22 protein-coding genes and 3 pseudogenes are annotated in these 20,321 nt (G+C 63.6%); 11 read left to right on the top strand and 14 right to left on the bottom strand.

What is annotated here, in order from left to right:
• Positions 1-158 precede the first annotated feature (158 nt).
• From LB555_RS22790 to LB555_RS22780, 3 genes are all read right to left on the bottom strand, one after another.
• Positions 159-1,316 carry an NAD(P)/FAD-dependent oxidoreductase gene (locus LB555_RS22790; protein ID WP_015316879.1) on the bottom strand — a complete coding sequence of 386 codons (1,158 nt, stop codon included), beginning with the start codon at positions 1,314-1,316 and terminating at the stop codon, positions 159-161.
• A gap of 84 nt (positions 1,317-1,400) precedes the next feature.
• Entirely contained in the window at positions 1,401-2,729 is a 1,329-nt protein-coding gene (locus LB555_RS22785) for an aspartate aminotransferase family protein (protein ID WP_224683822.1), read from the bottom strand.
• A gap of 130 nt (positions 2,730-2,859) precedes the next feature.
• Complete coding sequence (locus LB555_RS22780; protein WP_015316877.1) at positions 2,860-3,834, bottom strand: GlxA family transcriptional regulator; 975 nt, start codon at positions 3,832-3,834, stop codon at positions 2,860-2,862.
• A gap of 614 nt (positions 3,835-4,448) precedes the next feature.
• On the opposite strand from LB555_RS22780, the pseudogene LB555_RS22775 reads away from it, so the two are divergent.
• Positions 4,449-5,160 (top strand): annotated as a pseudogene (locus tag LB555_RS22775) (hypothetical protein).
• A 55-nt stretch (positions 5,161-5,215) separates the two neighbouring features.
• On the opposite strand, the gene LB555_RS22770 reads toward LB555_RS22775, so the two are convergent.
• Positions 5,216-5,581, bottom strand: a complete 366-nt coding sequence (locus tag LB555_RS22770) for a hypothetical protein (RefSeq protein ID WP_224683907.1) — start codon at positions 5,579-5,581, stop codon at positions 5,216-5,218.
• 223 nt (positions 5,582-5,804) lie between these two features.
• On the opposite strand from LB555_RS22770, the gene LB555_RS22765 reads away from it, so the two are divergent.
• Positions 5,805-6,245, top strand: a complete 441-nt coding sequence (locus tag LB555_RS22765; protein ID WP_140663452.1) for a hypothetical protein — start codon at positions 5,805-5,807, stop codon at positions 6,243-6,245.
• Between the two features lie 69 nt (positions 6,246-6,314).
• Here the strand turns inward: LB555_RS22765 and LB555_RS22760 are convergent, their stop codons facing one another.
• Entirely contained in the window at positions 6,315-7,937 is a 1,623-nt protein-coding gene (locus LB555_RS22760; RefSeq protein WP_224683821.1) for an ABC-F family ATP-binding cassette domain-containing protein, read from the bottom strand.
• 277 nt (positions 7,938-8,214) lie between these two features.
• Between LB555_RS22760 and LB555_RS22755 the strand changes: the two genes are divergently transcribed.
• From LB555_RS22755 to LB555_RS22740, 4 genes and pseudogenes are all read left to right on the top strand, one after another.
• Complete coding sequence (locus tag LB555_RS22755; RefSeq protein WP_015316871.1) at positions 8,215-8,529, top strand: EthD family reductase; 315 nt, start codon at positions 8,215-8,217, stop codon at positions 8,527-8,529.
• A 155-nt stretch (positions 8,530-8,684) separates the two neighbouring features.
• Positions 8,685-8,972, top strand: coding sequence for a hypothetical protein (locus LB555_RS22750; protein WP_083883010.1), 288 nt, complete (start codon positions 8,685-8,687; stop codon positions 8,970-8,972).
• A gap of 305 nt (positions 8,973-9,277) precedes the next feature.
• Positions 9,278-9,448 (top strand): annotated as a pseudogene (locus LB555_RS29500) (glutathione S-transferase family protein); the annotation flags it as partial.
• Between the two features lie 116 nt (positions 9,449-9,564).
• The gene (locus tag LB555_RS22740) at positions 9,565-10,053 is read left to right on the top strand and encodes an RrF2 family transcriptional regulator (RefSeq protein ID WP_015316869.1); all 489 of its coding nucleotides are present in this window, start codon (positions 9,565-9,567) and stop codon (positions 10,051-10,053) included.
• 82 nt (positions 10,054-10,135) lie between these two features.
• On the opposite strand, the pseudogene LB555_RS22735 reads toward LB555_RS22740, so the two are convergent.
• The 4 genes and pseudogenes from LB555_RS22735 to LB555_RS22720 all read right to left on the bottom strand — a co-directional run.
• Positions 10,136-10,320 (bottom strand): annotated as a pseudogene (locus LB555_RS22735) (hypothetical protein); the annotation flags it as partial.
• A 68-nt stretch (positions 10,321-10,388) separates the two neighbouring features.
• Complete coding sequence (locus tag LB555_RS22730; protein ID WP_140663463.1) at positions 10,389-10,817, bottom strand: cupin domain-containing protein; 429 nt, start codon at positions 10,815-10,817, stop codon at positions 10,389-10,391.
• 43 nt (positions 10,818-10,860) lie between these two features.
• Positions 10,861-11,613: an SDR family oxidoreductase gene (locus LB555_RS22725; RefSeq protein WP_140788450.1), complete on the bottom strand. Its 753-nt coding sequence runs from the start codon at positions 11,611-11,613 to the stop codon at positions 10,861-10,863.
• Between the two features lie 55 nt (positions 11,614-11,668).
• Entirely contained in the window at positions 11,669-12,148 is a 480-nt protein-coding gene (locus tag LB555_RS22720) for a carboxymuconolactone decarboxylase family protein (protein WP_015316865.1), read from the bottom strand.
• A gap of 125 nt (positions 12,149-12,273) precedes the next feature.
• Here LB555_RS22720 and LB555_RS22715 point away from each other — a divergent pair, with 125 nt between their 5' ends.
• Positions 12,274-13,251: a LysR family transcriptional regulator gene (locus LB555_RS22715; RefSeq protein WP_224683819.1), complete on the top strand. Its 978-nt coding sequence runs from the start codon at positions 12,274-12,276 to the stop codon at positions 13,249-13,251.
• On the opposite strand, the gene LB555_RS22710 is transcribed toward LB555_RS22715, so the two are convergent.
• The gene (locus LB555_RS22710) at positions 13,230-13,829 is read right to left on the bottom strand and encodes a YdeI/OmpD-associated family protein (RefSeq protein WP_140725121.1); all 600 of its coding nucleotides are present in this window, start codon (positions 13,827-13,829) and stop codon (positions 13,230-13,232) included. The two genes, LB555_RS22715 and LB555_RS22710, sit on opposite strands and share 22 nt — an antisense overlap.
• Before the next feature lie 245 nt (positions 13,830-14,074).
• On the opposite strand from LB555_RS22710, the gene LB555_RS22705 reads away from it, so the two are divergent.
• Entirely contained in the window at positions 14,075-14,686 is a 612-nt protein-coding gene (locus LB555_RS22705) for a hypothetical protein (protein WP_224683818.1), read from the top strand.
• A 24-nt stretch (positions 14,687-14,710) separates the two neighbouring features.
• Here LB555_RS22705 and LB555_RS22700 read toward each other — a convergent pair whose 3' ends face one another.
• A complete protein-coding gene (locus LB555_RS22700; RefSeq protein ID WP_140617937.1) occupies positions 14,711-15,184 on the bottom strand; it encodes a cupin domain-containing protein in 474 nt (157 codons plus the stop codon).
• A gap of 65 nt (positions 15,185-15,249) precedes the next feature.
• Between LB555_RS22700 and LB555_RS22695 the strand changes: the two genes are divergently transcribed.
• Positions 15,250-15,705: a MarR family winged helix-turn-helix transcriptional regulator gene (locus tag LB555_RS22695; protein WP_015316860.1), complete on the top strand. Its 456-nt coding sequence runs from the start codon at positions 15,250-15,252 to the stop codon at positions 15,703-15,705.
• Positions 15,706-15,858: 153 nt separating this feature from the next.
• Complete coding sequence (locus LB555_RS22690; protein ID WP_224683817.1) at positions 15,859-16,587, top strand: SDR family oxidoreductase; 729 nt, start codon at positions 15,859-15,861, stop codon at positions 16,585-16,587.
• A gap of 24 nt (positions 16,588-16,611) precedes the next feature.
• Here LB555_RS22690 and LB555_RS22685 read toward each other — a convergent pair whose 3' ends face one another.
• Together LB555_RS22685 and LB555_RS22680 are read right to left on the bottom strand one after the other, a co-directional pair.
• Positions 16,612-17,568, bottom strand: coding sequence for a LysR family transcriptional regulator (locus tag LB555_RS22685; protein WP_141906956.1), 957 nt, complete (start codon positions 17,566-17,568; stop codon positions 16,612-16,614).
• 22 nt (positions 17,569-17,590) lie between these two features.
• Complete coding sequence (locus LB555_RS22680) at positions 17,591-18,496, bottom strand: S1C family serine protease (RefSeq protein ID WP_023775064.1); 906 nt, start codon at positions 18,494-18,496, stop codon at positions 17,591-17,593.
• A gap of 247 nt (positions 18,497-18,743) precedes the next feature.
• Here LB555_RS22680 and yghU point away from each other — a divergent pair, with 247 nt between their 5' ends.
• Positions 18,744-19,610 carry a glutathione-dependent disulfide-bond oxidoreductase gene (gene yghU / locus LB555_RS22675; RefSeq protein WP_140617934.1) on the top strand — a complete coding sequence of 289 codons (867 nt, stop codon included), beginning with the start codon at positions 18,744-18,746 and terminating at the stop codon, positions 19,608-19,610.
• 84 nt (positions 19,611-19,694) lie between these two features.
• Here the strand turns inward: yghU and LB555_RS22670 are convergent, their stop codons facing one another.
• A complete protein-coding gene (locus tag LB555_RS22670) occupies positions 19,695-19,994 on the bottom strand; it encodes a DUF1236 domain-containing protein (RefSeq protein ID WP_015316855.1) in 300 nt (99 codons plus the stop codon).
• Between the last annotated feature and the right edge of the window lie 327 nt (positions 19,995-20,321).

The following is a 20,321-nucleotide window of genomic DNA, read 5'->3' as shown; positions in this document are numbered from 1 at the left end:
TGGTGCGGTTCAGCCACCATTTGACGCGCCCGTGCCGTCTCGCGCAACAGCCCAGATCCCAGCCGCCTGAAGGCGTGGGGTCTGCAGATCCCCATCGGGGCTCTAAACGCTTGTTTCCGCAATTCCGGCAGCGCCGGTCTGGTTTCAACTCGCACCGGTCAGTGATCGACTTTGCGGATGTTGCGCTCGGCCGTGGGTGCAAGGCTCCCGGCTCCGGGCACTGAAGCCGGCGCGCCTTGAAGAACCCAATCCGCCGCGATCTGCCCGATCACCGGCGCCAGCTGGATGCCATAGCCTCCGGCGCCGGCGGCGGTGACCAATGCCGGTTCCGAGGCATCGATCGGTCCGACGAGCGGCCGATGATCGGCCGTGACAGGATAAAGGCCGGCCCAGCCACGGCCAAGCCGCGCGCCCGGCAGATCGGGCAGCCGTTCCAGCAGCAGTTCGGCCAGGTGGACCTTCGATTGCTCCTCGCACTGGTCGTTGTAATTGTCCGGATCCTCGGGAGCGATGGACGTCACCTTGTGGATCTCGGCAATCAGCGCGCCTGGCTTGTCGTGGCGGAAATTAAGGCCGCTGCCCTCGCCGTCCACGAGGTCCATGACCATCGGCATCGTATAGTCGAGCGGCCTGTCCAGATGGATGACGACCGCCTCATGGCGCTCGGGCCATATGTGCAGGCGCTGGCCGAAGAGCTCGGCGACCCGCGGCGCCCAGGCGCCGCCTGCGTTGACCACGGCATCGCATTCGACCGGATCGCCATTGGTCTCCAGCCTGTAGCCGCCTGGCCGCCTTCCCACCCCGAGGACCTTGCGGTACTGGTGGATGTCGCCGGCCTTTTCGCGGACGATCCGCGCCAAGAAATTGCACATGTCATAGGGATCGAGAAAGCCGTTGTCGGGTCCGAACAAACCGCCTTCGAGCCCGTCGGGGCTGAGGTGGGGAACAAGGTCCCTGAGTTCGTTCGCACGGATCAGGCGCGACTTCAGGCCGGCCCCGCCCTGAATCTCGACTGATTTCGCGAACAGCTCCATCTGCGCGGGCGTGCGCGCGAGCCGAAGATAACCGATGTGGTTGAATTGAAGCCCCTGCCCCTCCCACTGGCGAAACCGGCGGAACGATTGAACGCGAAGCATGATCTCGAACGGATCGGTAAATTGCGACCCGACAACGCCGACCGACCTGCCGCTCGAGCCCGAAGCGATCGACTGCGCTTCCAGCACCGTCACGCGCGCGCCCTGTTCGAGGAGGTTGAGCGCCGTGCATAGGCCCAGCGTGCCCGCACCGATCACCGCGACATGGAGGGAAGCTGTCATATTGTCACCTGCGTTCAGGCATGGTCCCCGATGTTCCAGAGCTCATGCTTCGACAAAGAGATAGGGAGGCGAATCGACCAAACGTCATCCTGATCCACGCTGCGCGGCGATCTCGCCCAGAATGTCGTCGATCGCATGCAGAATGCTGCGCGCGTCCGCCTGTGTCATTGGCGTCGAGAGCGCGAACAGGCCGTAGCTGGCAGACAGGACGCCGCGGCCGAGCAAGCCCTTGTGGAACGTATCGAACCTCCGGTGCTCGGCCTGGCCCGGATAGACGGATCTATAGTCCGTAACCGGATGCGAGGTAAAATGAACCTTGAACAGCGAACCGAGGCCCACGCATTGGCCGGCAAGGCCATGCCTGTCGAACGAGGCGGACACCCCTTCGCGCAGGAATGCGCCCAGCGTATCGAGATGGGCAAAGCTCTCCTTCGTCAGCGCCCGCATCGAGGCGAGCCCGGCCCGCATGGTCACCGGATTGGCGGTGAACGTGCCGCCATGGGGAAGAGCGGGCTTGCCCCTGGTCGGATCGAACACCGCCATGACATCGGCGCGCCCGCCAACGGCGCCCACGGGGAAGCCGCCGCCGATGATCTTTCCGAGCGCGGTCAGGTCGGGCTCGATGCCCCACAACCCCTGCGCGCCCGACCAGCCAAGGCGAAAAGAGATGACTTCGTCGAAGATGACCAGGGTCCCGGCCGCGCGGGCAATCTCGACCATCGCGCGCAGGTAGTCCCGGCGTGCCGGGATGAGGCCGGCACGATTGGGCATCGGGTCGATCAGCACGCCTGCTATGCAGTCGCCCTGAGCGGCGAAGACGGCGCGAAGCGCCTCGACATCGTTGAAGGGCACGGCAATCACATCGTCCAGCACCCCGCGCGGCGTTCCCATTGCGTAAGGCGTCGATCTTGGCATGTCGCCCCAATTGGACGGGGAACTGTCCAGGCTCACCTCGGCGAAATCATACGACCCATGGTAGGCGCCTTCGATCTTGACGATCTTCGGCCGCCCTGTGAAGGCGCGCGCGGCCTTGATGGCCATCATCACCCCCTCCGTGCCGGAGTTGGTGAAGCGGATCCGGTCGACGGAGGGCAGCCGGTCGACGAGAAGCTCGGCAAGCTCGATCTCGCTGAGCGTCGGGGCGCCGAAGGCCGTGCCGAACGGCAGTTGCTCGACCACGGCGGCAGCGACATCGGGATGCGTGTAGCCATGGATCATCGAGGTGAAATTGTTGATGCAGTCATAGTAGACGTTGCCGTCGACATCCCAGACCCTGCACCCCTCGCCTCGCGCGGCATAGATCGGAAACGGATCGACAAAGACGGTGGTGCGCGTATTGCCGCCCGGCATCACCTTCTTGGCGCGCTCAAAGAGGCTCTTTGATCCAGGCATGGCGTCGGGATAATGCGGCATGGCTCTCGCTGGCGAATTTGACCGTCAAGGCAGCGGCGGCACCGCCGCTCGTCGCAATGCTATGGCCAGCTTCTGCACCGACGCAATCGGCCAGGCGGAGTATGCGACACGACCAGGCCGTCACTGACCATTATCCTCCCGCCGCCACTGCCCGGTTCGGATGCCTGAGGTGGGTTGGCGTGATGCCGGTCTGCTGGCGGAACACACGGCTGAAATGGCCGGCATTGGTGAAGCCGCAGCGGTAGGCGATGTCGCCGATCTGCAAGTCGCTGCCTTCCAGCAGCGACTTCGCATGATGCACCCTGAGCGCCAGATATGCCGCCATCGGGCCGATGCCCAGTTCCAACCCGAAGAGCCGTTCGAGCTGGCGCCGCGAGCAGTTCAGGCGGCTTGCGATCTCCGCCACCGACAGCGTCTCCTGCAGGTTGCTCTCCATCAACAGCAAGGCCCGCTTCACCGCCCGGCTCGACGCCGCCGGAAACAGGTCGCCGACGGGCTGCACGTCGCGGCTGCTCCTGATCCGGTCGAGCACCAGGATCTTGGCGGCCTTCTCGGCCGCCTTCTGGCCGATGAACTGGGACACGAAATGGCCCGCGAGGTCGGCGGCACCCGTGCCGCCCGCGCATGTCGCGCGGCCCCGGTCGACGGTAAAAAGGCTGTCGGCATGGGCGTTGACCTCCGGGAACCGGCTGCGGAAATCCTTGATGTGGAACCAGCTGACGGCAGCGCTGTAGCCGTCGAGCAACCCGTAGCGCGCCAGCACGAAGCTTCCCGTGCAGAGCGCCGTCAGCGGCACTCCCTTGCCGGCGGCACGCAAAAGAAACGCCTCCTTCTCGGAACTCAGGCTGCGGTTTGTGTCGAGCAGGCCGCCGACCACGACCACGTTATCGAAATCCTCGGGGTTGCCGATCCCCCCGGTCGGCAGCAATTCGACGCCGCAACTTGCCCGGATCGGCAGGCCGCGTTCGCCGACGATCTCCCAGTCGAACTCTATCCTGCGGCTGCGGTCGCCCTCATCGCCCGCCAGCCGCAGCGTGTCGATGAACAACGATAGCGGCGACAGCGTGAAGTCGCGAACGAGGAGAAACGCAAAACGCCTGGCCATTGTTGTTCGGAACCGTCCTCGTGCCCTCTGATTGCACCCTGCTGCGCATCAATCGCCACCCCCTTATATAGCCCGTGTCGGAAAAGGCAGAGTTGGTTTGGCAAGCCCAACTCCTTTCGCTAGCGAATTCCTTTCGCCGGGAAAGTTCTGGTCTTCGGCTTCGTGCACGAGATCCCCGCGACGAACATCGGACGCTGCTCAAGCGCCCGTCGCGTCCGACATGAAGGCGATCGCAACCCTTCTCGCCGCGCGGGCAAGCGCGATCAGCGCCGAGATCAGGCGCGGCCTCGGAGTCGAGGACTTCGAGCAGTCGGATGAGCGCGACCGTCCGCGCCGGCGGCGAGACACTTCGCGCGCGCTGGCTTATTGGCTGCGGTGGCGGCCCCAGGGCCACCGACGCTGATCCGCACCTGGAGGGAGTTGCCAAGGCCGCGGCGCGGTGGTCTGGCGAACCCGAATGAAGCGTGTCCATCGGGCGGCGAATCCAACTGCCCCGCCGATGAAGCCGAACACCCGCCGGGTCCCATGCTAGGGGAACTGATCGAGCCTGATTTCGGTTGTCTGTTGTGCGAACGATCGTTGCACGGCAGGCACCTGACGAGCGAAGATAAAATATGAAACCTGCAGCCAAGCGGCGCGGTTCCCTGCGGAAGGTCCTAGGTGGCATCGCAGCGGCGATTGCGACCACCCCTGACCGGAGGGCCGAGCAAGGCGCGAGCACCGCGTCAATGGTTGCCGAATGGCCGCTGCCGCCGTCGGCGACGCTTGGCTCCTCCTTGCGCCTGAAAGGGATCGAACGCGAAGTACGGGCCAGGCTGCCCTGGACAGTGAGGAAATTTGCCAAGGCCGAGACCGGCCGCATCGTCTTGCGCATGCTGCAGGCCGACGCGGATGCGTTCCGGGCCGCCTCGGCGACCATCTCCAGGACGCTGGAGGGGATCGAAGCGCTGGCCGTGCTTCCGCGAGAAGCGGAGGACATTCTCACCATCTCGTCGCGCGAGCGGCACAGGTGGCTCAGGGACGGTCGCCTGAAAAAGCATCGGCACGCGCACCGTGAAGATGCGCGGGCGATCCAAGGCCGTGACCTTCCATGTCTTCGATCCACGCCACATCGAGGACGTTCTTGATCGTGACCTGGCGACCGCCTGGCGGGAGGAGGATGCGCGGGAAACATCCGAAAACAGGAGGCGCGGAGCCGGCAAGGCCGCGCTGACGCGAGCAGGCAAGCGGACGGGCAACGCCCGCAAGACCAGGAATTCGGGAAAAGACGACGCGCCAAAGCTCGAGGGCTGGGACACGTTCGAGGCGGAAGGATTGCTGCGGTAGAGCAACCCCAGGAAAGCGATTTTTCCGGCGAGGGTCGCGCTCGCGCCCCACTCGTCTACGGATATTGCGCCTTACCGGGGCCGGCAGCGCCGAGATCGCCTTGCAACTCCTTGGGCAGGGGAAGGCTCGAACATTGCAGATGGACGTCGCGGGCGAGCAGCTTTCGCTGCTTCTGCTCGTGCTCCTCGGTGGCTGCTATGATCCCCAATCCATACGGGCCAAGTGCGACGAATTCCCAACCCGGATGCGTTTTTTCGCGGACCGCGTAGTCCGAAGCCGCCGCTCGAGCTTGCTGGCATTGCGGCGACGCCCATTTCTGGTCCTGCTGCGAAAGAGAGGCTCCGTAATCGACTGGAGAGGTCGCGCATCCGGCCATCGTCGCGGCCAATGCGGACATTGCAAGCCCCACCGCAATTTTCATCCAGAAGCCCTTTGCCAACCACCGTGGAGAGTACATGGACGCCTTCATCTCACAAGGGAAGCGTTGCGACCAGAGAGCCCGGCCTCGTTTCCTGGGGCCCGCCCGTCGCCAGATTTGGACCGCAGCTGGGAACCAATGATGGGCGAGACTGTTCAGTTGTAACTTGATACGACGCTGACATTCTTGCCGGCGGGCAAGGCGGACATCTTCAGGAGTTCCCATCATGACTATTTCGTCCGGATTTCGTTCAATCGCCATTGCCGCGATCGCCGCTGCGGGCGTCAGCCTGGCCAGCGCCGCGCATGCCGACAGCGGTAAAATCCGCTTCTCCGTCTACAAGGCGGCCTTCTTTGTCGGAGGCTCCGGTGGCGAGGGCACGCTGACTTTTCATGGCCGCAAATACCCGATCTCGATCGGCGGCGTCTCGGGCGGCCTCGCCTTCGGCGTCTCCAAGACTTATTTCCAGGGCACCGTGCGCCACATCAAGCGCGTCCGGGACGTGACTGGCGTGTACGGCGCCGCCGGCGGCGGCGGCACGCTCGGCAAAGGCGCCCAGGTGATCGTGATGACCAACGACAAGGGCGCCCAGCTTGAACTCACGGGCCGACAGGTTGGCCTGCAGGTCAACGCCGATCTGAGCGGGCTCGCCATCTCGCTGAGATAAGCCCTCGTGGCGTGAAGCGCGTCGCCATGACCATGCGACGCGCTCCGGCGCACATTTTGAAACTGGAAATCAGCTCCTCAACCCCGGCGCTTCCTGTCCAGTGCGCTCGACATATTCCGTATAGCCGCCACCATAGGTGTGGATGCCTTCCGGCGTCAGTTCGAGCACGCGGTTCGACAGCGCGGCCAGGAAATGCCGGTCGTGCGAGACGAACAGCATCGTGCCTTCATACTGCGACAACGCCTCGATCAGCATCTGCTTGGTGGTGATGTCCAGATGGTTGGTCGGTTCGTCCAGCACCAGGAGGTTGGGCGGGTCGAACAGCATCAGCGCCATCACCAGCCTTGCCTTCTCGCCGCCTGACAGCACCCGGCATTTCTTCTCGATCTCGTCGCCGGAAAAGCCGAAACAGCCGGCAAGTGCCCGAAGCGGCGCCTGGCCGGCCTGCGGAAAATTATCCTCCAGCGTTTGGAACACGGTGCGCTCGCCTTCGAGCAACTCCATGGCGTGCTGGGCGAAATAGCCCATTTTCACACTCGGTCCCCGCGCCACCGTACCGGTATCGGGATCGGAAGCACCGGCCACCAGCTTCAGCAGCGTCGATTTCCCCGCGCCATTGACGCCCATGATGCACCAGCGCTCGCGGCGGCGGACCTGGAAGTCGAGCCCTTCATAGATGGTGCGGCTGCCATAGGCCTTGTGCACGTTCTTCAAGGTGACGACGTCCTCGCCACAGCGCGGCGCTGGCTGGAACTCGAAATTCACCACCTGGCGGCGCTTTGGCGGCTCGACCCGGTCGATTTTGTCTAGCTTCTTCACCCGGCTCTGCACCTGCGCGGCATGCGAGGCACGCGCCTTGAAGCGCTCGATGAAGGCGATCTCCTTGGCCAGCATCGCCTGCTGACGTTCGAACTGAGCCTGCTGCTGCTTGTCGGCGATCGCCCGCTGCTGCTGGTAGAATTCGTAATTGCCGGAATAGGCGGTGAGCGATCCCGCATCGATCTCGACGATCTTGTTGACGATGCGGTTCATGAACTCGCGGTCGTGCGAGGTCATCAGCAGCGCGCCGTCATAGCCTTTCAGGAACTGCTCAAGCCAGATCAGGCTTTCCAGGTCGAGATGGTTCGACGGTTCGTCGAGCAGCATGGCGTCGGGCCGCATCAGCAGGATGCGGGCCAGCGCCACGCGCATCTTCCAGCCGCCCGAGAGCTTGCCGACATCGCCGTCCATCATCTCCTGGCTGAAGCCCAGACCGTCCAGCACCTCGCGGGCACGCCCGTCCAGCGCATAACCGTCGAGTTCCTCGAAGCGATGCTGCGCCTCGCCATACTTTTCGATGATCTCATCCATCCGGCCGGCCTGGTCGGGGTCGGCCATCGCAGCCTCGAGTTCCGCCATTTCGGCCGCTACGTCGCTCACCGGCCCAGCACCGTTCATCACTTCCGCGACCGCGCTGTGGCCCGCCATGTCGCCGACATCCTGGCTGAAATAGCCGATGGTGACGCCACGATCGACCTGCACCTGGCCCTCGTCAGGCTGCTCCTGGCCCGTGATCATGCGAAACAAGGTCGTCTTGCCGGCGCCGTTCGGCCCGACGAGGCCGATCTTCTCGCCCTTCTGCAGCGTGGCCGACGCCTCGATGAAGACAAGCTGACGGCCGTTCTGCTTGCCGATGTTTTCAAGTCTGATCATGGTGGTCCGGGGAGGCTCAAAGGAGATTGGAGGATTTGCCCGCGCCCTTACGCGAATGAAGATGCCAGGGGAAGAGGCAGAAGCGCCGCAGATGCCTGGCGGAGCACGAGGCGCCGATCTCCTCAGCGGGGGGAAATCGGCGGGTTTGCATGGCTGCTCCTGCTTGTCGGCGCCCATGAAAATCGGCGGGCGGTCGAAATCCGCCCTTGTCGAACGACTTTGGCGCGGCGGCCTGCACGGCCGGACCAGCAACGCCAACAGGACAGGAACCATGGCAATGGCCAAGATGCTCGTGATCTACAAAACCCCGGCCGATCCGGCCGCCTTCGACCGCCACTATTTCGACGTTCACATACCACTTGCCAAGAAGCTTCCCGGGCTGCGGCGCTATGATGTCAGCAGGCGGCCCATCGTCAAGCTCTCGGCGGGCGAGATGCCTTATCTGGTGGGAACATTGTATTTCGACAGCCTCGACGACATCCGCGCCGCCTTCGCCTCGGAAGTCGGTGTCGCCTGCGCCGCCGACCGGCGGATACTGGCTCCGGGCGACGACGATCTGACGATGCTGTTGTTCGACGCCGACGAGGTGTGATCCCGACCGCCAGAAACACTCCAGAAACAAGATTCAACATCCGGGAAAAAGTGAAGAAAACATCGTCGGGCATAACATGTTCGTGGCAACCGGACAGCGGTCGCCACCAATGCAAAGGGATGCTGCCCGCGATGCAACGACATTCGACCGGATGGATGAGTGCCCTAGCAGGCATTTCGCTGGCCATGCTCGCGGGCGCACAGTCGGGTGCGGAGGCGGCGGTCACCCGTAGCGAATATTGCAGCCGGCTCGGTCTTCAACTCGACGGCGCCATCCAGACCAAGGCCAGGCCCGGTGCCAGTGCGAGCCAGATCGCGCAGGCAACGGCACTGCAGGACAAGGCGAACCGGTTCTGTGCCGAAAGCAAGCAGGCGCAAGGCATCCGGACCTACGCCAACGCCCTGAAGCTCCTCGGTGTGACACCGGTCGACCTCAACCAGTGACGAGCAGTCATCATCCTTGAAACCCGTCACGAAAAGGGCGGCTTTTTCCCACGGGCAATGCCGCGAGCGGTCCGCCCTCGCACAGCGTGTCTTGCCTTTGCTGGATGGCGGCAAAGTCCTGATGACGGATCTGGATGGAATCCGGGTAGAACGCGGTCGAGGAATTCTGCACGCCATCACCACGGCAGTCCCGCCGTCACCACGGCAATCTCTTGCCATCGCGAAAAAAGCCGCCGGTCGGGCCGTCGTCCGGCAAGGTCGCGGCCCAGACGATGCCGGCCGCCCCTTGCCTCGCCGGCAGCGACTTCACCGTCGCCGACATCGCCGTCTATGCCTACAGCCATCGCGCCGGGGATTGCGGCTTTTCGCTCGTGGACTATCCGGCGTTCGCCGCATGGACGGAGCGCGTGCGCGATGCCATCGGACCCGGCTACCCCGTCCATCCCTACGGTATCGATCCGCATTCCGGAGCCTGAGCGCATGCGCTGACGGATCTGGCTCCCGCCAGAATCCGTCTCTGTTTACACCGCAGTGGAATAGGGATACTTTTTATCCTTAATAGGTCGGTCGGTACCGGCCCGGGAACCCGTGGATGATCCTGAAAAGCCAAGTCGAATGGGCACTGCACTGCTGCGCCATTCTCGCCGGTCTGCCCGAGGGGCGGTATCTCTCCACAAAAGCGCTTGCCGAGTTCCACGGCCTTCCCAAGGAATATCTCTCCAAGGCACTGCAAAGCCTGTCGCAGGCGGGACTGGTGCACACGACGCTGGGGCCGTCGGGTGGATACCGGTTGGCGCGGACGCCGGCAGAGCTGACCTTCCTCGACATCGTGGAGGCGGTTGAGGGCAAGGCGCGGACGTTTGTCTGCAACAATATCCGCGAGAACAATCCGTGTCGTCCCCAGGGCTATTGCGAAAGCAATCCTTGCCCGGTGGCGCGCATCATGTGGGAGGCCGATGAGGCCTGGCGCGCAAAATTGCGCGCCGTCAGGCTTTCCGACCTCACCGAAGCGTTGGCGCTCGACATCCCCGCGGAGCTTTGGAAAAACAGCTTCGAATGGGTGCTAGAGCGCGCCGGATGAACGTGGCCGCATGACCGTCGCGGGCGGCCGGTCTCCCGTCGCCGGCATGCAGGCGGCTAGCCATGCCCGCATCGTTCCGGGCGCCCGTTATCGACAGCGCCACGCCGAGATAGATGGCGGCGACCACCAGGTCCTGGAGCAGGCGCGCTTCTCGCGGCCTCAGGCGTGCCATGGGACGCCCACGGCCCTGGAAATACCAGACGACGATGCCGGCAAGCCCGAGAAGGTTGATCAAGACCAGAGCCAGAAATGATGATCGCCGAACATGGGCTCACCGACAGTATTTTGGCTGGCGGCAGGGCCGGACGCCAGGAAGGGCGACCGGCCTTGCGCCCCTATTTCTTGGCCGGATAGGTCAATTCCTTCTGGGCGCTATCGACCACGAACACCGCCAGCAGCTTCGCGGGCTTCGTCTCGCTGCCGTTTTCGCTAACACTGTGGCGATCACCCGGCATCTCCGAAAAGCTCTCGCCGGCCTTGTAGACCTTGACCGGGTCGTCGTTGACCTGGCTGCGGATGGAGCCTTCCAGAACGGTGGCATAGATGAAGGCGGAGCTTGGATGCGTATGCGCCTCCGAATAGCCGCCCGGGCCATATTCGACGAGGATGCCCTTGATGCTCTTGCCGGGGGCATTCGGCAGTTCATGCTCATAGACGAGGGTGACCTTGGCGGCCTTCTCGCCGGCGCGATGGGCCTCCTTGGCTCCAACCGGGCCGGCCAGTGCCGCCGTCAGGGCGAGCGCGATGGCGATTGACTTGATCATTCGAAAACTCCTTTGTGTGTTGAGCTACGGCGCATCCTGGCGGTCATTTCCGCGCCGCGGTGGCGAACCATTGCTCGAAGGTGATGCGGCCAAGGCGCGGATTGTTGTCGGAGACGAGCGAGGTGTCGTTCAGCCTCGCGCCGAAGTAGAGCGCCTCCGGATCAGCCACGACCTCGCGGGGATCGCCGACAGCCTTGAGGTAGCGGGCGACGAGTTCGCTCATGCGCGCACGCTCCGGACCGGAAATCTCGATCATGCCGTTGATCGGCGCGCCGAGCGCGATCCCGGCCATCGCATCGGCGACGTCGTCCGATGCGATAGGCTGCACATAGGCCGGCGACAGGTGCACGGCCTCGCCGACCGTGCCGGACTTGGCGATGCTGGCCAGGAATTCCATGAACTGCGTCGAATGAACGATGGTGTAGGGGATGCCGGAGGCCTTGATCAGCTCTTCCTGGACGAGCTTGGCGCGAAAATAGCCGCAGTCCTGCAGGCGTTCGGTCCCGACAACCGAGAGCGCGATGTGGTGCCTGACCCCGGCAACTTTGCCCGCGGCGAGCAGGTTGCGGCCCGAAGTGGTGAAGAAATCCATGGCGGGCTGGTCCTCGAACGAAGGTGAATTGGCGAGGTCGATGACGACCTCGGCGCCAGCCAGCGCCGCCTCCAGGCCTTCGCCCGTGATGGTGTTGACGCCGGTATTCGGGGCGGCGGCAACCACCTCGCAGCCCTGCTTGCGCAGCCGTTCGACCGTCTTGGAGCCGATAAGCCCGGTGCCCCCGATGATGACGATTTTCATGATAGTCTCCGTTCGCGGTCGCGCCGCGTCGTTGCTGGTTTCGTTGAGGGAGAGGTCAGTTCAGGCCGGCCTTGTCGAGGCCATAGAGCTTGTCCGCGGAGCCGGGCACGGTCTTGAAGGCGACGCTGACACGGTTCCAGGCGTTGATGGCCATGATCGAGAAGGTGAGGTCGGAGATTTCCTTCTCCGAAAGCTGCCCGCGCACGCGTTCATAGAGCTCGTCCGGGATACCGCCTTCGGGGAGTTTGGTGACGGCTTCGGTCCAGGCAAGGGCGGCACGTTCTCGGGGAATGAATAGGATCGATTCGCGCCAGACGGCGAGATGGTACAGCCGCAGCTCGCTCTCGCCGTGGATCTTTGCTTCCTTGACGTGCATGTCGAGGCAGAAGGCGCAGCCATTGATCTGGGATGCCCTGACGTGGACCAGATCGCGGAGCTTCTCTTCGATCGCGCCATGTGTCTCGGCCATGCTGAAATCGAGGAGCTTCTTGAAGAGTTCAGGCGATTGCTGGGCGGCGTTCAGGCGCTGCGTCATGGCTTTTCCTTTTTTGGATATCTTGTGTCCTTAAGGATAATTAATATCCATAATGACTGGACAGTAAAGCGCCACCCGCCTACGATGCGAACATAAGGCTTATGTAGAAAAGTATGAGGGCGAGGATGGACGTCGTATCTGCGTTGCGAACGTTCCTGCGGGTGGCGCAGACAAAATCCTTCTCAGCGGCCGCCATCGACCTCGATCTGACGCAGCCGGCTGTATCCCGGCAGGTCTCCGCGCTGGAATCGCATCTCAAGACGCGCCTCCTGCATCGCACGACGAGCGCGCTCGCCTTGACGGCGGAGGGTGAACGGATGCTGCCGATGGCGTTGCGCGTCATCGAAGCGGTCGAAGCGCTCGGCGAAGCCAGCGGCGCCGAAGCGGCAGCCATATCCGGAAAGGTTAGGCTCAGCCTGCCGACGCCCCTCGGCTTCTTCCTCAGCGACCGTCTGGCAGGGCTGTTGGAGCGCCATCCGGCACTTCAGGTCGAACTGCTCCTTCGGGATGAACCGTCGGACGTGGTCGCGAATGCGATCGATCTAGAGGTACGCCTCGGGCCGGTCTGTGACAGCAGCCTGATCTGCCGCCGGATCGGCTGGACAACAGCCTTTCTCGTGGCCTCGCCAGCCTACATCGAGGGGCGCGACACACCGCGAACGCCGCAAGACATCAAGGATCACTCCTGCATTTGCTACAGCCGTGGCGGGGACGGCCGGTCGTGGTCGTTCTCCAGTGGAGCGGAGGAAGTGGTTCTGCGGATCGAGCCCCGCCTCGTCGCCAACAATTCGATGGCCGTCCATCGCGCGACCCTGGCGGGAGCCGGGCTTGCGGTGCTTTCCCACATCCTCGCCGGATCGGACATCGAAGCGGGCAGGCTGGTCAAGCTGATGCCGGATTTTCCGCCGACGCGCCTGCCGATCAATGTCGTCTACCCGTCCCGCCGGAATATCCCGCTGCGTGTGACAACGGTGCTCGACTTTCTTGTCCAGGCCGTCCGCGGCGATGTCTTGATGGCGTCGTCGGCGCCCGTGCGGACAATTCCCGGACCCTTGACCCACACTACCGCGTCTGAAGGCTGCTATTTCTTTCCCTGCGGATAGATCGTCTCGCCGCGCTTCAGCATCGCCACGAAGGCTTCGATCTTCTTCTTGCGCCCGGCTTCGGTCTTCATATTGTGGGTGCGGAAGGCGAGCGAGAAGCGGTTCTGCGCGCTGAGCTTTTCCAACATCGCCTTGGCCGCCGGCTCGGCATCGATCGCCGCTTGCAAATCATCGGGGATTTTCATTTCCTTGCCGCTGCCATAGGCACGTGCCCAGCGCCCGTCGGCCTTGGCCGCCTCGACCTGTTTCAACCCGTGCTCGGTCATGCGGCCCTCCTCGATGAGCCGCGCGACATTGTCGATGTTGATCTTGCTCCAGATGCTTTTTTTGCCGCGCGGCGTGTAGCGCTGCAGGAAACTGTTCTCGTCCAGCCCCTTGCGCACGGCGTCGATCCAGCCGAAGCACAGCGCGACGTCGATGGCTTCCTTCGGTGTGATCGACTTCAGTCCCGAGCCTACCTTGTGAACCTTGATCCACACTTCGGTTTCCGTGGCGTGGTGCTGGCCGAGCCAGGTATGGAAACTGGCCGCGTCGGGAAATTCCCTGACCTTTTCGGGATCGACCTTGACCGGAGCCATCAGCGGGCCTGCCGGTTCAGAATTGTTGTCGCTGGGGCCCCTGTCATCTTGCCTCCGTCATCCTGCGGCCCGGCATCATGGCATCACACCCAATTCCCGTCAGCAATGGAGACGCTGTCATGAAGTTGGAAACACACCATGGATTGCCGCGTTGCGGCTGAAGCGCGCCCGACCAGATGGAGGAGCACGACGCTTCCCCACCGTGCTATAGGACCACAAATGCCACGCGGGGGGGATATGCCGCAATGAAATCTCTGCTCTTCGGCCTTGCCTTGTTGCTGCCGGGCGTGGCGCTGGCCGAACCGATCGAAACCCGCAATATCATCACCGCGCTGACCGGCGACTTCAACGGCGACGGCGCTCCCGACCTTGCCATGGTGGTCGAGACCGGCCCGACCGACCCGATGGACATCCATTTCTTCCTCGGGGACAAGGAGCACAATTACCTCAAGCCTGTCGAGATCGTGCGCGAACAGATCGGTGGCGAGTGGAACGGCTACGACCGACCGGGCTACGATAACTCCAACGCCGAGCCGGAACTGACAATGCTGCCCAACGGCTCGATCAAATTCCATCTGCCGGCGCCGGAGATCGGCAGCGAGCGCACCAACCAGACGCTGACCGTCGCCTACCGCAACGGCGCCTTCATCGTTGCCGGCTTCGCCTACGATTCCGATGATTACCTGCAGGAGAATGCCGCCAGCGCCTGTGACTACAATGTGCTGACCGGCAAGGGCACCAGCTCGAAGCAGCAGCCGGACGGCAGCACGAAGCACAAGACCGTGTCGGCGGAAGGCAAGACCATCGCATTCCGGGACTGGAACTCGGGCGACGCCTTCGCTGCTTGCCAGGAATAATGGCTCGCTGGGCTTCGGCCGGCATCAGGCCGGCGGCGGCATTGCCGGCGTCAGGCCATGGCGGCGCATGATCTCCATCATGGCAGCTTTGTCGGGCGGCCCGCCGGCAGCGGCGTTAAGCAGACCGAATGCCTCGCGGAAATAGTCCGGACCAATTGCCGCCGGCGTGATGACGCACAGCGTCTTGGCATCCCGGGTGCCGTTATTGTCGAAGCGGTGGACGGCGCCGCGTGGAATGCACAGCGCCTCCCCCGGCCCAACCTCGATCGGCTTGCCGTTCACGGTCCAGGTCAAAACCCCGTCAATGCCGTAGATCGTTTCCTCGTAATGGTCGTGGCTGTGCGCCGGCGCGGGCAAGCGCTGCGCGCTTGGCACCATCAGTTCGAAAGCGGCGACGCTGCCGTTCGAATTTTCGCCCGACACCAGGAAACGGACCGACAGCCCCTTGGTGCCGATGGTTTCATCGGCTGGGTTGACCCCAGGATTCATGGATGACATTGCGCAAACCCCTCCGGTAAATTACATTTACTAGCTATCAGTAAATTCAATTTACCGGATCGTCAATGGCCACCTCCACCGAAGTTCTGCAGACCAAGACCGAGGACCTTTTGATCGGCGCCCTGCTGCGCGTGCCAGCCCAGGCGATCCAGCGCCGGCTGATCAGGGAGCTCAATGCCGCCGGCTTCGACGAACTGCGTCTGCCGCATATGGCCGTGCTGCAGTTTCCCGGCCCGGACGGCGCGCGGCCCGGCACGATCGCCGAGCGTGCCGGCATGAGCAAGCAGGCCATCAACCAGCTGCTCACCAGTCTGGAAGGCTACGGTTATCTCGTCCGCTCCGACGGCGAAGGCAGCGCGCGCGTGGTGCGGTCCACCGAGCGCGGCCACGCCGCTTTCTGGAAAATGGTCGACATATTGCGCGACATCGAGGAGGACTGGCGCACCGAACTTGGGCCGAAGCGCTTCGCCGAACTTAAAGCGCTCTTGTTCGCAGTCTGGGATAGCCCGCTGGCCCGTTGAGCAAGCTCCGGCCATCGAGGCAATCGGGTTTCCAAACCGCACCGCGTCGGGACCAATCGGCATCTCCGATAGCACCATCGGTTTCTTCCGTTTCCCCTCACCGCATCGAGCTGCCAATCCCTGCTCTTGTCCAACCAACGAAGGCAGAGCGGAATGAGCATTTCGAACCAGAGAATCCTGATCGTCGGCGGCGGATCCGGCATGGGCCTCGCGCTTGCAAGGCGCTGCCTGGCAGCCGGGGCCGAAGTCATCATCGCCGGGCGCGGCGAGAACAGGCTGCGGCATGCGCGTGAGGCGCTGGGCAATCCCGCAGGGCTGGGGATGGCCACTGTCGACATTACGCGGGAAGACCAGATCGGGGCGTTGTTCGCCGGGATCGGCGGCCTCGACCATATCGTCAGCACCGCCGCCGACATCGAAGGCGCCTACCGGCTGCTGCCGGAGCTCGGTCTCGAGGCGGCGCAACGCGTGGTCGACAGCAAGCTCTTCGGCCCGCTGCTGCTTGCCAAGCATGGTGCGCCACGGTTGGCAGTGGCTGGATCGATGACCTTCGTCTCCGGCATCGCCGCCTACCGGCCGGCCGCGCGCGGCTCGGTCGTCGCCGCCGTCAATGCCGCGCTCGAAGGGCTGGTGCGGGCGTTGGCCATAGAACTCGCGCCGCTCCGCGTCAACGCGGTGTCACCCGGCTGGGTCGATACCGAAATTTGGGCGCAAGTGGCGGGCGACAGGAAGGCAGACACGCTTGCGGTGATGGCCGAGCGGCTGCCGGTCGGCAGGATCGGCCAGCCCGAGGACATCGCCGACTCGATCGCCTTCCTCATCGGCAATGGCTTTGCCACCGGCACGACGCTCCACGTCGAGGGCGGACATCGTCTCGTCTAAAACGGACGGCTCTGCGAAATGCTTTTAAAGCAGGACCTTGGAGCGGCTTGAGGATTCAGCGTCTGAACTGGCTTTCGAGGATGCCGGCGCCTGCATGTCGCGCGCGGCGGCGAGCAGTCGGCGCAATGCCGGCGGCTGGACGCGCCGGCGCCGCCAGATCATCGTCAGCGGCGCCGCCTGTTCCGGGCCAGGCCAAGGCAGTTCGATCAGCTCACGACGCTTGAGCGCGTCGCTGACCGCCAGACGTGGAATGAGGCCCAGCCCCGCGCCGGCCGCCACCAGCCGGGCAATGGCACCGATGCTGCCGACTTCGGCGGCAAGTTCAGGCGTACCAGTGCCCGCCTCGGCAAAGGCGGTGTCGAACATGTGCCGGTAGATGCATCCAGGCTCCGTTGCCACGAAGCGCAGCGCGGCAAGGGCGGCCAGGTCGCACGGAACCGGCTTCTGCCCCGGCGCGGTGACCAGCGCCAGCGGTTCGGCCAAAATCGTGCGCCTGGCGAAGCGCTGATCGGCGCCGCCGTTGGACATATCGCGGCGCTCGAAACAGAAGGCGACATCGATGTCGCCCTCCTCCAGCAGGCGCAGCAGCGCGCCGCTATCAGTCACTTTCATGCGCACGGCGATATCAGGATAACTGGCCTGGAACCCCGGCAGCCAGGGCGCCAGCCGGGCCGAGGCGATCGTCTCCAGCGCGCCGATGGTCAGCGCTCCGCTGGTCTGTCCCGCCACAGCGAGCACCGCCGCCCGCGCTTCGGCATCGAGCCGCAGCAATTCCTCGGCGACAGGCTTCAACACCAGTCCCGCCGGCGTCAGTTCCAGGCCCGACTTCGAGCGCGTGAACAAGACAGCGCCAAGCTCGGCCTCCAGCGACTGGACCTGGTCGCTCACACTCGACTGGGCGAGATGAACCGTCTCGGCGGCGCGCGTAACGGTACGGCAGCGCGCCACCGCGAGGAAGGTCTTGAGCAGTCTTGGATGCATCGGCTGGCCGAAATCGCCCGGCCTACTGCAGCTGCGGCTTTTTCAGGAAACTGCCGCGGTCGGCGGATTTCACACGCAGCCACGTTTCGCGGCCGTCGCGCACCACCCGCATCGGGATCTCGGCACCGGCCGAACCGCTTTCCCACAGCTTGCGATAGAAATCGGCGAGGCCGTCGACCGCGCCGTCACGGACCTCGGAGATGACGTCCCCTTCGCGGAGGCCGGCCTTGGCGGCCGGGCCGCCCTCGGTCACGCTCATCACCACCACCTTGCCGTCGCTTTCGGCCGACAGCGCCCCGAGCCACGGGCGCGGCGGCTTAGCCACCTGGCCACGCGTCAGCAGGTCGTCGAGGATCGGCGGCAACAGGTCGATCGGCACCACCATGTTGATATCGGCCACCTCGCCGGCGCGGCTCATCTGCAGGCGCAGCGAACCGATGCCGAGCAGTGCGCCCTCGGCGCTGAACAAGGGCGCGCCGCCCCAGGACGGATGCGCCGGCGCGATGAAGATCGCCTCGTCGAGCAGATACTCCCAATAGCCGGCGAATTCCTGCTTGGTGACGATCTTGGCCTCGACTGCCCGGCCGATGCCGTCGGCAAGCACCACCGCGTCGCCGATCCTGGCCTTGCCGGCATCGCCCAGCGCCACGGCCGGCAGGCCCGTCGGAGCCAGCGCCTGGACGAGGCCAAAGCCTGATTCCTGGTCGTAGGCCAGCGCGTGCGCGGGGATGACACGGCCGTCATGCGAGGTCAGCCAGACCTCTTCCGCCTCGGTGATGAGATAGCCGATGGTCAGCACCAGCCCGTCATCGCGGATGACGACACCGCTGCCTTCCCTGAGCGTGCCGAGGGCCCCGGCCGTGAAGGCATCCTCCGGAACGGTCGCCCGCACGGCAACCACGGAGCGCGGATTGGGATTGATGGTCATGATTTTGTCCTGCGATGCGAATGCCTGGCGGCTTGTTGTATAGGTATGCCACGCGGGAGAAGGCGCAAGGGGTGAGAACGGTGGCCATGGATCACGAAGCCAATCACTTGGCCTTTCGAGGTTCGGACGCCCGGCGGGGCAATGCGGCGGCCCAAGATTAAACATAGTTCAACACAAGTTGAACTTCCCCCTCCACAGCCCTACCTATAAACGCCTATCCATTCTTCCCACGACAAGAGGCCGTGCAATGACCGAATACACCCCGCCGAAAGTATGGACCTGGAACAAGGCCAATGGCGGCACCTTTGCCAGCATCAACCGGCCGATCGCCGGTCCGACGCATGACAAGGACCTGCCCGTCGGCAAGCACCCGCTGCAGCTTTATTCGCTGGCGACGCCGAACGGCGTCAAGGTAACGGTGATGCTGGAGGAGCTTCTGGCGCTTGGCCACAAGGGCGCCGAATACGACGCCTGGCTGATCCGGATCAACGATGGCGACCAGTTCGGCAGCGGCTTTGTCGAGGTCAATCCCAATTCCAAGATTCCCGCCCTGATGGATCGCAGCGGCAAGACCCCGCTGCGCGTCTTCGAATCCGGCTCGATCCTGGTCTATCTCGCCGAAAAATTCGGTGAATTCCTGCCCACCGAACAGCCGGACCGGGCGGAAGTGCTGTCCTGGCTGTTTTGGCAGATGGGTTCTGCGCCGTATCTCGGCGGCGGTTTTGGCCATTTCTACGCCTATGCGCCGGAGAAGTTCGAATACGCCATCGACCGCTTCTCGATGGAGGTGAAGCGGCAGATGGACGTACTCGACCGCCGGCTGGCCGAGGTCGAGTATCTCGGTGGCAAGGATTATTCGGTCGCCGATATGGCGGTCTGGCCCTGGTATGGCGGGTTGGCGCTCGGCCGGATGTACAATGATTCCGCCGAATTCCTGTCGGTTCAGGATTACAAGCACGTTCAGCGCTGGGCAAAGGCGATCGACGAACGGCCGGCTGTCCAGCGTGGCCGCATGGTCAACCGCGCCTTTGGCGAACCGTCCATGCAACTGCACGAACGCCATGACGCCAGCGACTTCGACACCAGGACGCAGGACAAGCTGGCCGCCGAGTAAATTCTGGAGAACTGGCGGGCGACAAACAAAAGCCCATCACCGGATTAAATCGGTGATGGGCTTTTTGCTTGATGCTGAGACGGATCAGTGAAGAACTTCCACGATCTGACGGGTGTCCGGGTCGACCAGCACGGTCTGATCGTTGATCACCGCAACGCGATACTTGACATTGGGGACTTCGCGCAGTTCGACCTTGTCCGGCACGGACGAGCCGAGCTTAAGCTCGACGCCCAGCAGGTTCACCGACGCTAGCGGCTCCTTCTTGATGTATTCGCGAACCACCGTCTCCTGTTCCGGCTGGACCACGATCGTGTCCGCCAGGGCCGCTCCGACGCCGCCCAGCAGGACGATGGCAGCCGCGGCGCTCGTAAGATAATGCTTCATAACAACCTCCATGATTGGGTATTTCGCTCCGCCTCAGGGGAAACTCTCACGCAACTGGGAGGTTCCATCCTTGTTTGTGAAATAAATGTGGCGCGCAACCAGAAACATGCCACATTTTATTATGCACACATGTGAAGATAAGCAATGGTATGCTTTGCTTTTCTGAAGAAACTTCTTCTAATTTGCGGAAATAGCAAAAACATCGCGCGTTGCAGCGCAAGCAATGTCGCCTCTTTCTCGGATTACCCGCTCCTTAGGAACAACTAACGTATAGCGAAGAGTGTCGTTCCAAATGCTCTACCGGGCCTCCAAAAAAGGCCCGCCCTG

The sequence above is a fragment of the Mesorhizobium sp. BR-1-1-10 genome, assembly GCF_020165595.1.
Lineage (GTDB): Bacteria > Pseudomonadota > Alphaproteobacteria > Rhizobiales > Rhizobiaceae > Mesorhizobium > Mesorhizobium australicum.
This window is presented reverse-complemented; position numbering and strand designations above follow the sequence as displayed.

Coding starts and splice junctions, on each gene's coding strand:
- LB555_RS22790 (WP_015316879.1), bottom strand. CDS start 1,316: ATGACAGCTTCCCTCCATGTCGCGGTGATCGGTGCGGGCACGCTGGGC.
- LB555_RS22785 (WP_224683822.1), bottom strand. CDS start 2,729: ATGCCGCATTATCCCGACGCCATGCCTGGATCAAAGAGCCTCTTTGAG.
- LB555_RS22780 (WP_015316877.1), bottom strand. CDS start 3,834: ATGGCCAGGCGTTTTGCGTTTCTCCTCGTTCGCGACTTCACGCTGTCG.
- LB555_RS22770 (WP_224683907.1), bottom strand. CDS start 5,581: ATGAAAATTGCGGTGGGGCTTGCAATGTCCGCATTGGCCGCGACGATG.
- LB555_RS22765 (WP_140663452.1), top strand. CDS start 5,805: ATGACTATTTCGTCCGGATTTCGTTCAATCGCCATTGCCGCGATCGCC.
- LB555_RS22760 (WP_224683821.1), bottom strand. CDS start 7,937: ATGATCAGACTTGAAAACATCGGCAAGCAGAACGGCCGTCAGCTTGTC.
- LB555_RS22755 (WP_015316871.1), top strand. CDS start 8,215: ATGGCCAAGATGCTCGTGATCTACAAAACCCCGGCCGATCCGGCCGCC.
- LB555_RS22750 (WP_083883010.1), top strand. CDS start 8,685: ATGAGTGCCCTAGCAGGCATTTCGCTGGCCATGCTCGCGGGCGCACAG.
- LB555_RS22740 (WP_015316869.1), top strand. CDS start 9,565: ATGATCCTGAAAAGCCAAGTCGAATGGGCACTGCACTGCTGCGCCATT.
- LB555_RS22730 (WP_140663463.1), bottom strand. CDS start 10,817: ATGATCAAGTCAATCGCCATCGCGCTCGCCCTGACGGCGGCACTGGCC.
- LB555_RS22725 (WP_140788450.1), bottom strand. CDS start 11,613: ATGAAAATCGTCATCATCGGGGGCACCGGGCTTATCGGCTCCAAGACG.
- LB555_RS22720 (WP_015316865.1), bottom strand. CDS start 12,148: ATGACGCAGCGCCTGAACGCCGCCCAGCAATCGCCTGAACTCTTCAAG.
- LB555_RS22715 (WP_224683819.1), top strand. CDS start 12,274: ATGGACGTCGTATCTGCGTTGCGAACGTTCCTGCGGGTGGCGCAGACA.
- LB555_RS22710 (WP_140725121.1), bottom strand. CDS start 13,829: ATGGCTCCGGTCAAGGTCGATCCCGAAAAGGTCAGGGAATTTCCCGAC.
- LB555_RS22705 (WP_224683818.1), top strand. CDS start 14,075: ATGAAATCTCTGCTCTTCGGCCTTGCCTTGTTGCTGCCGGGCGTGGCG.
- LB555_RS22700 (WP_140617937.1), bottom strand. CDS start 15,184: ATGTCATCCATGAATCCTGGGGTCAACCCAGCCGATGAAACCATCGGC.
- LB555_RS22695 (WP_015316860.1), top strand. CDS start 15,250: ATGGCCACCTCCACCGAAGTTCTGCAGACCAAGACCGAGGACCTTTTG.
- LB555_RS22690 (WP_224683817.1), top strand. CDS start 15,859: ATGAGCATTTCGAACCAGAGAATCCTGATCGTCGGCGGCGGATCCGGC.
- LB555_RS22685 (WP_141906956.1), bottom strand. CDS start 17,568: ATGCATCCAAGACTGCTCAAGACCTTCCTCGCGGTGGCGCGCTGCCGT.
- LB555_RS22680 (WP_023775064.1), bottom strand. CDS start 18,496: ATGACCATCAATCCCAATCCGCGCTCCGTGGTTGCCGTGCGGGCGACC.
- yghU (WP_140617934.1), top strand. CDS start 18,744: ATGACCGAATACACCCCGCCGAAAGTATGGACCTGGAACAAGGCCAAT.
- LB555_RS22670 (WP_015316855.1), bottom strand. CDS start 19,994: ATGAAGCATTATCTTACGAGCGCCGCGGCTGCCATCGTCCTGCTGGGC.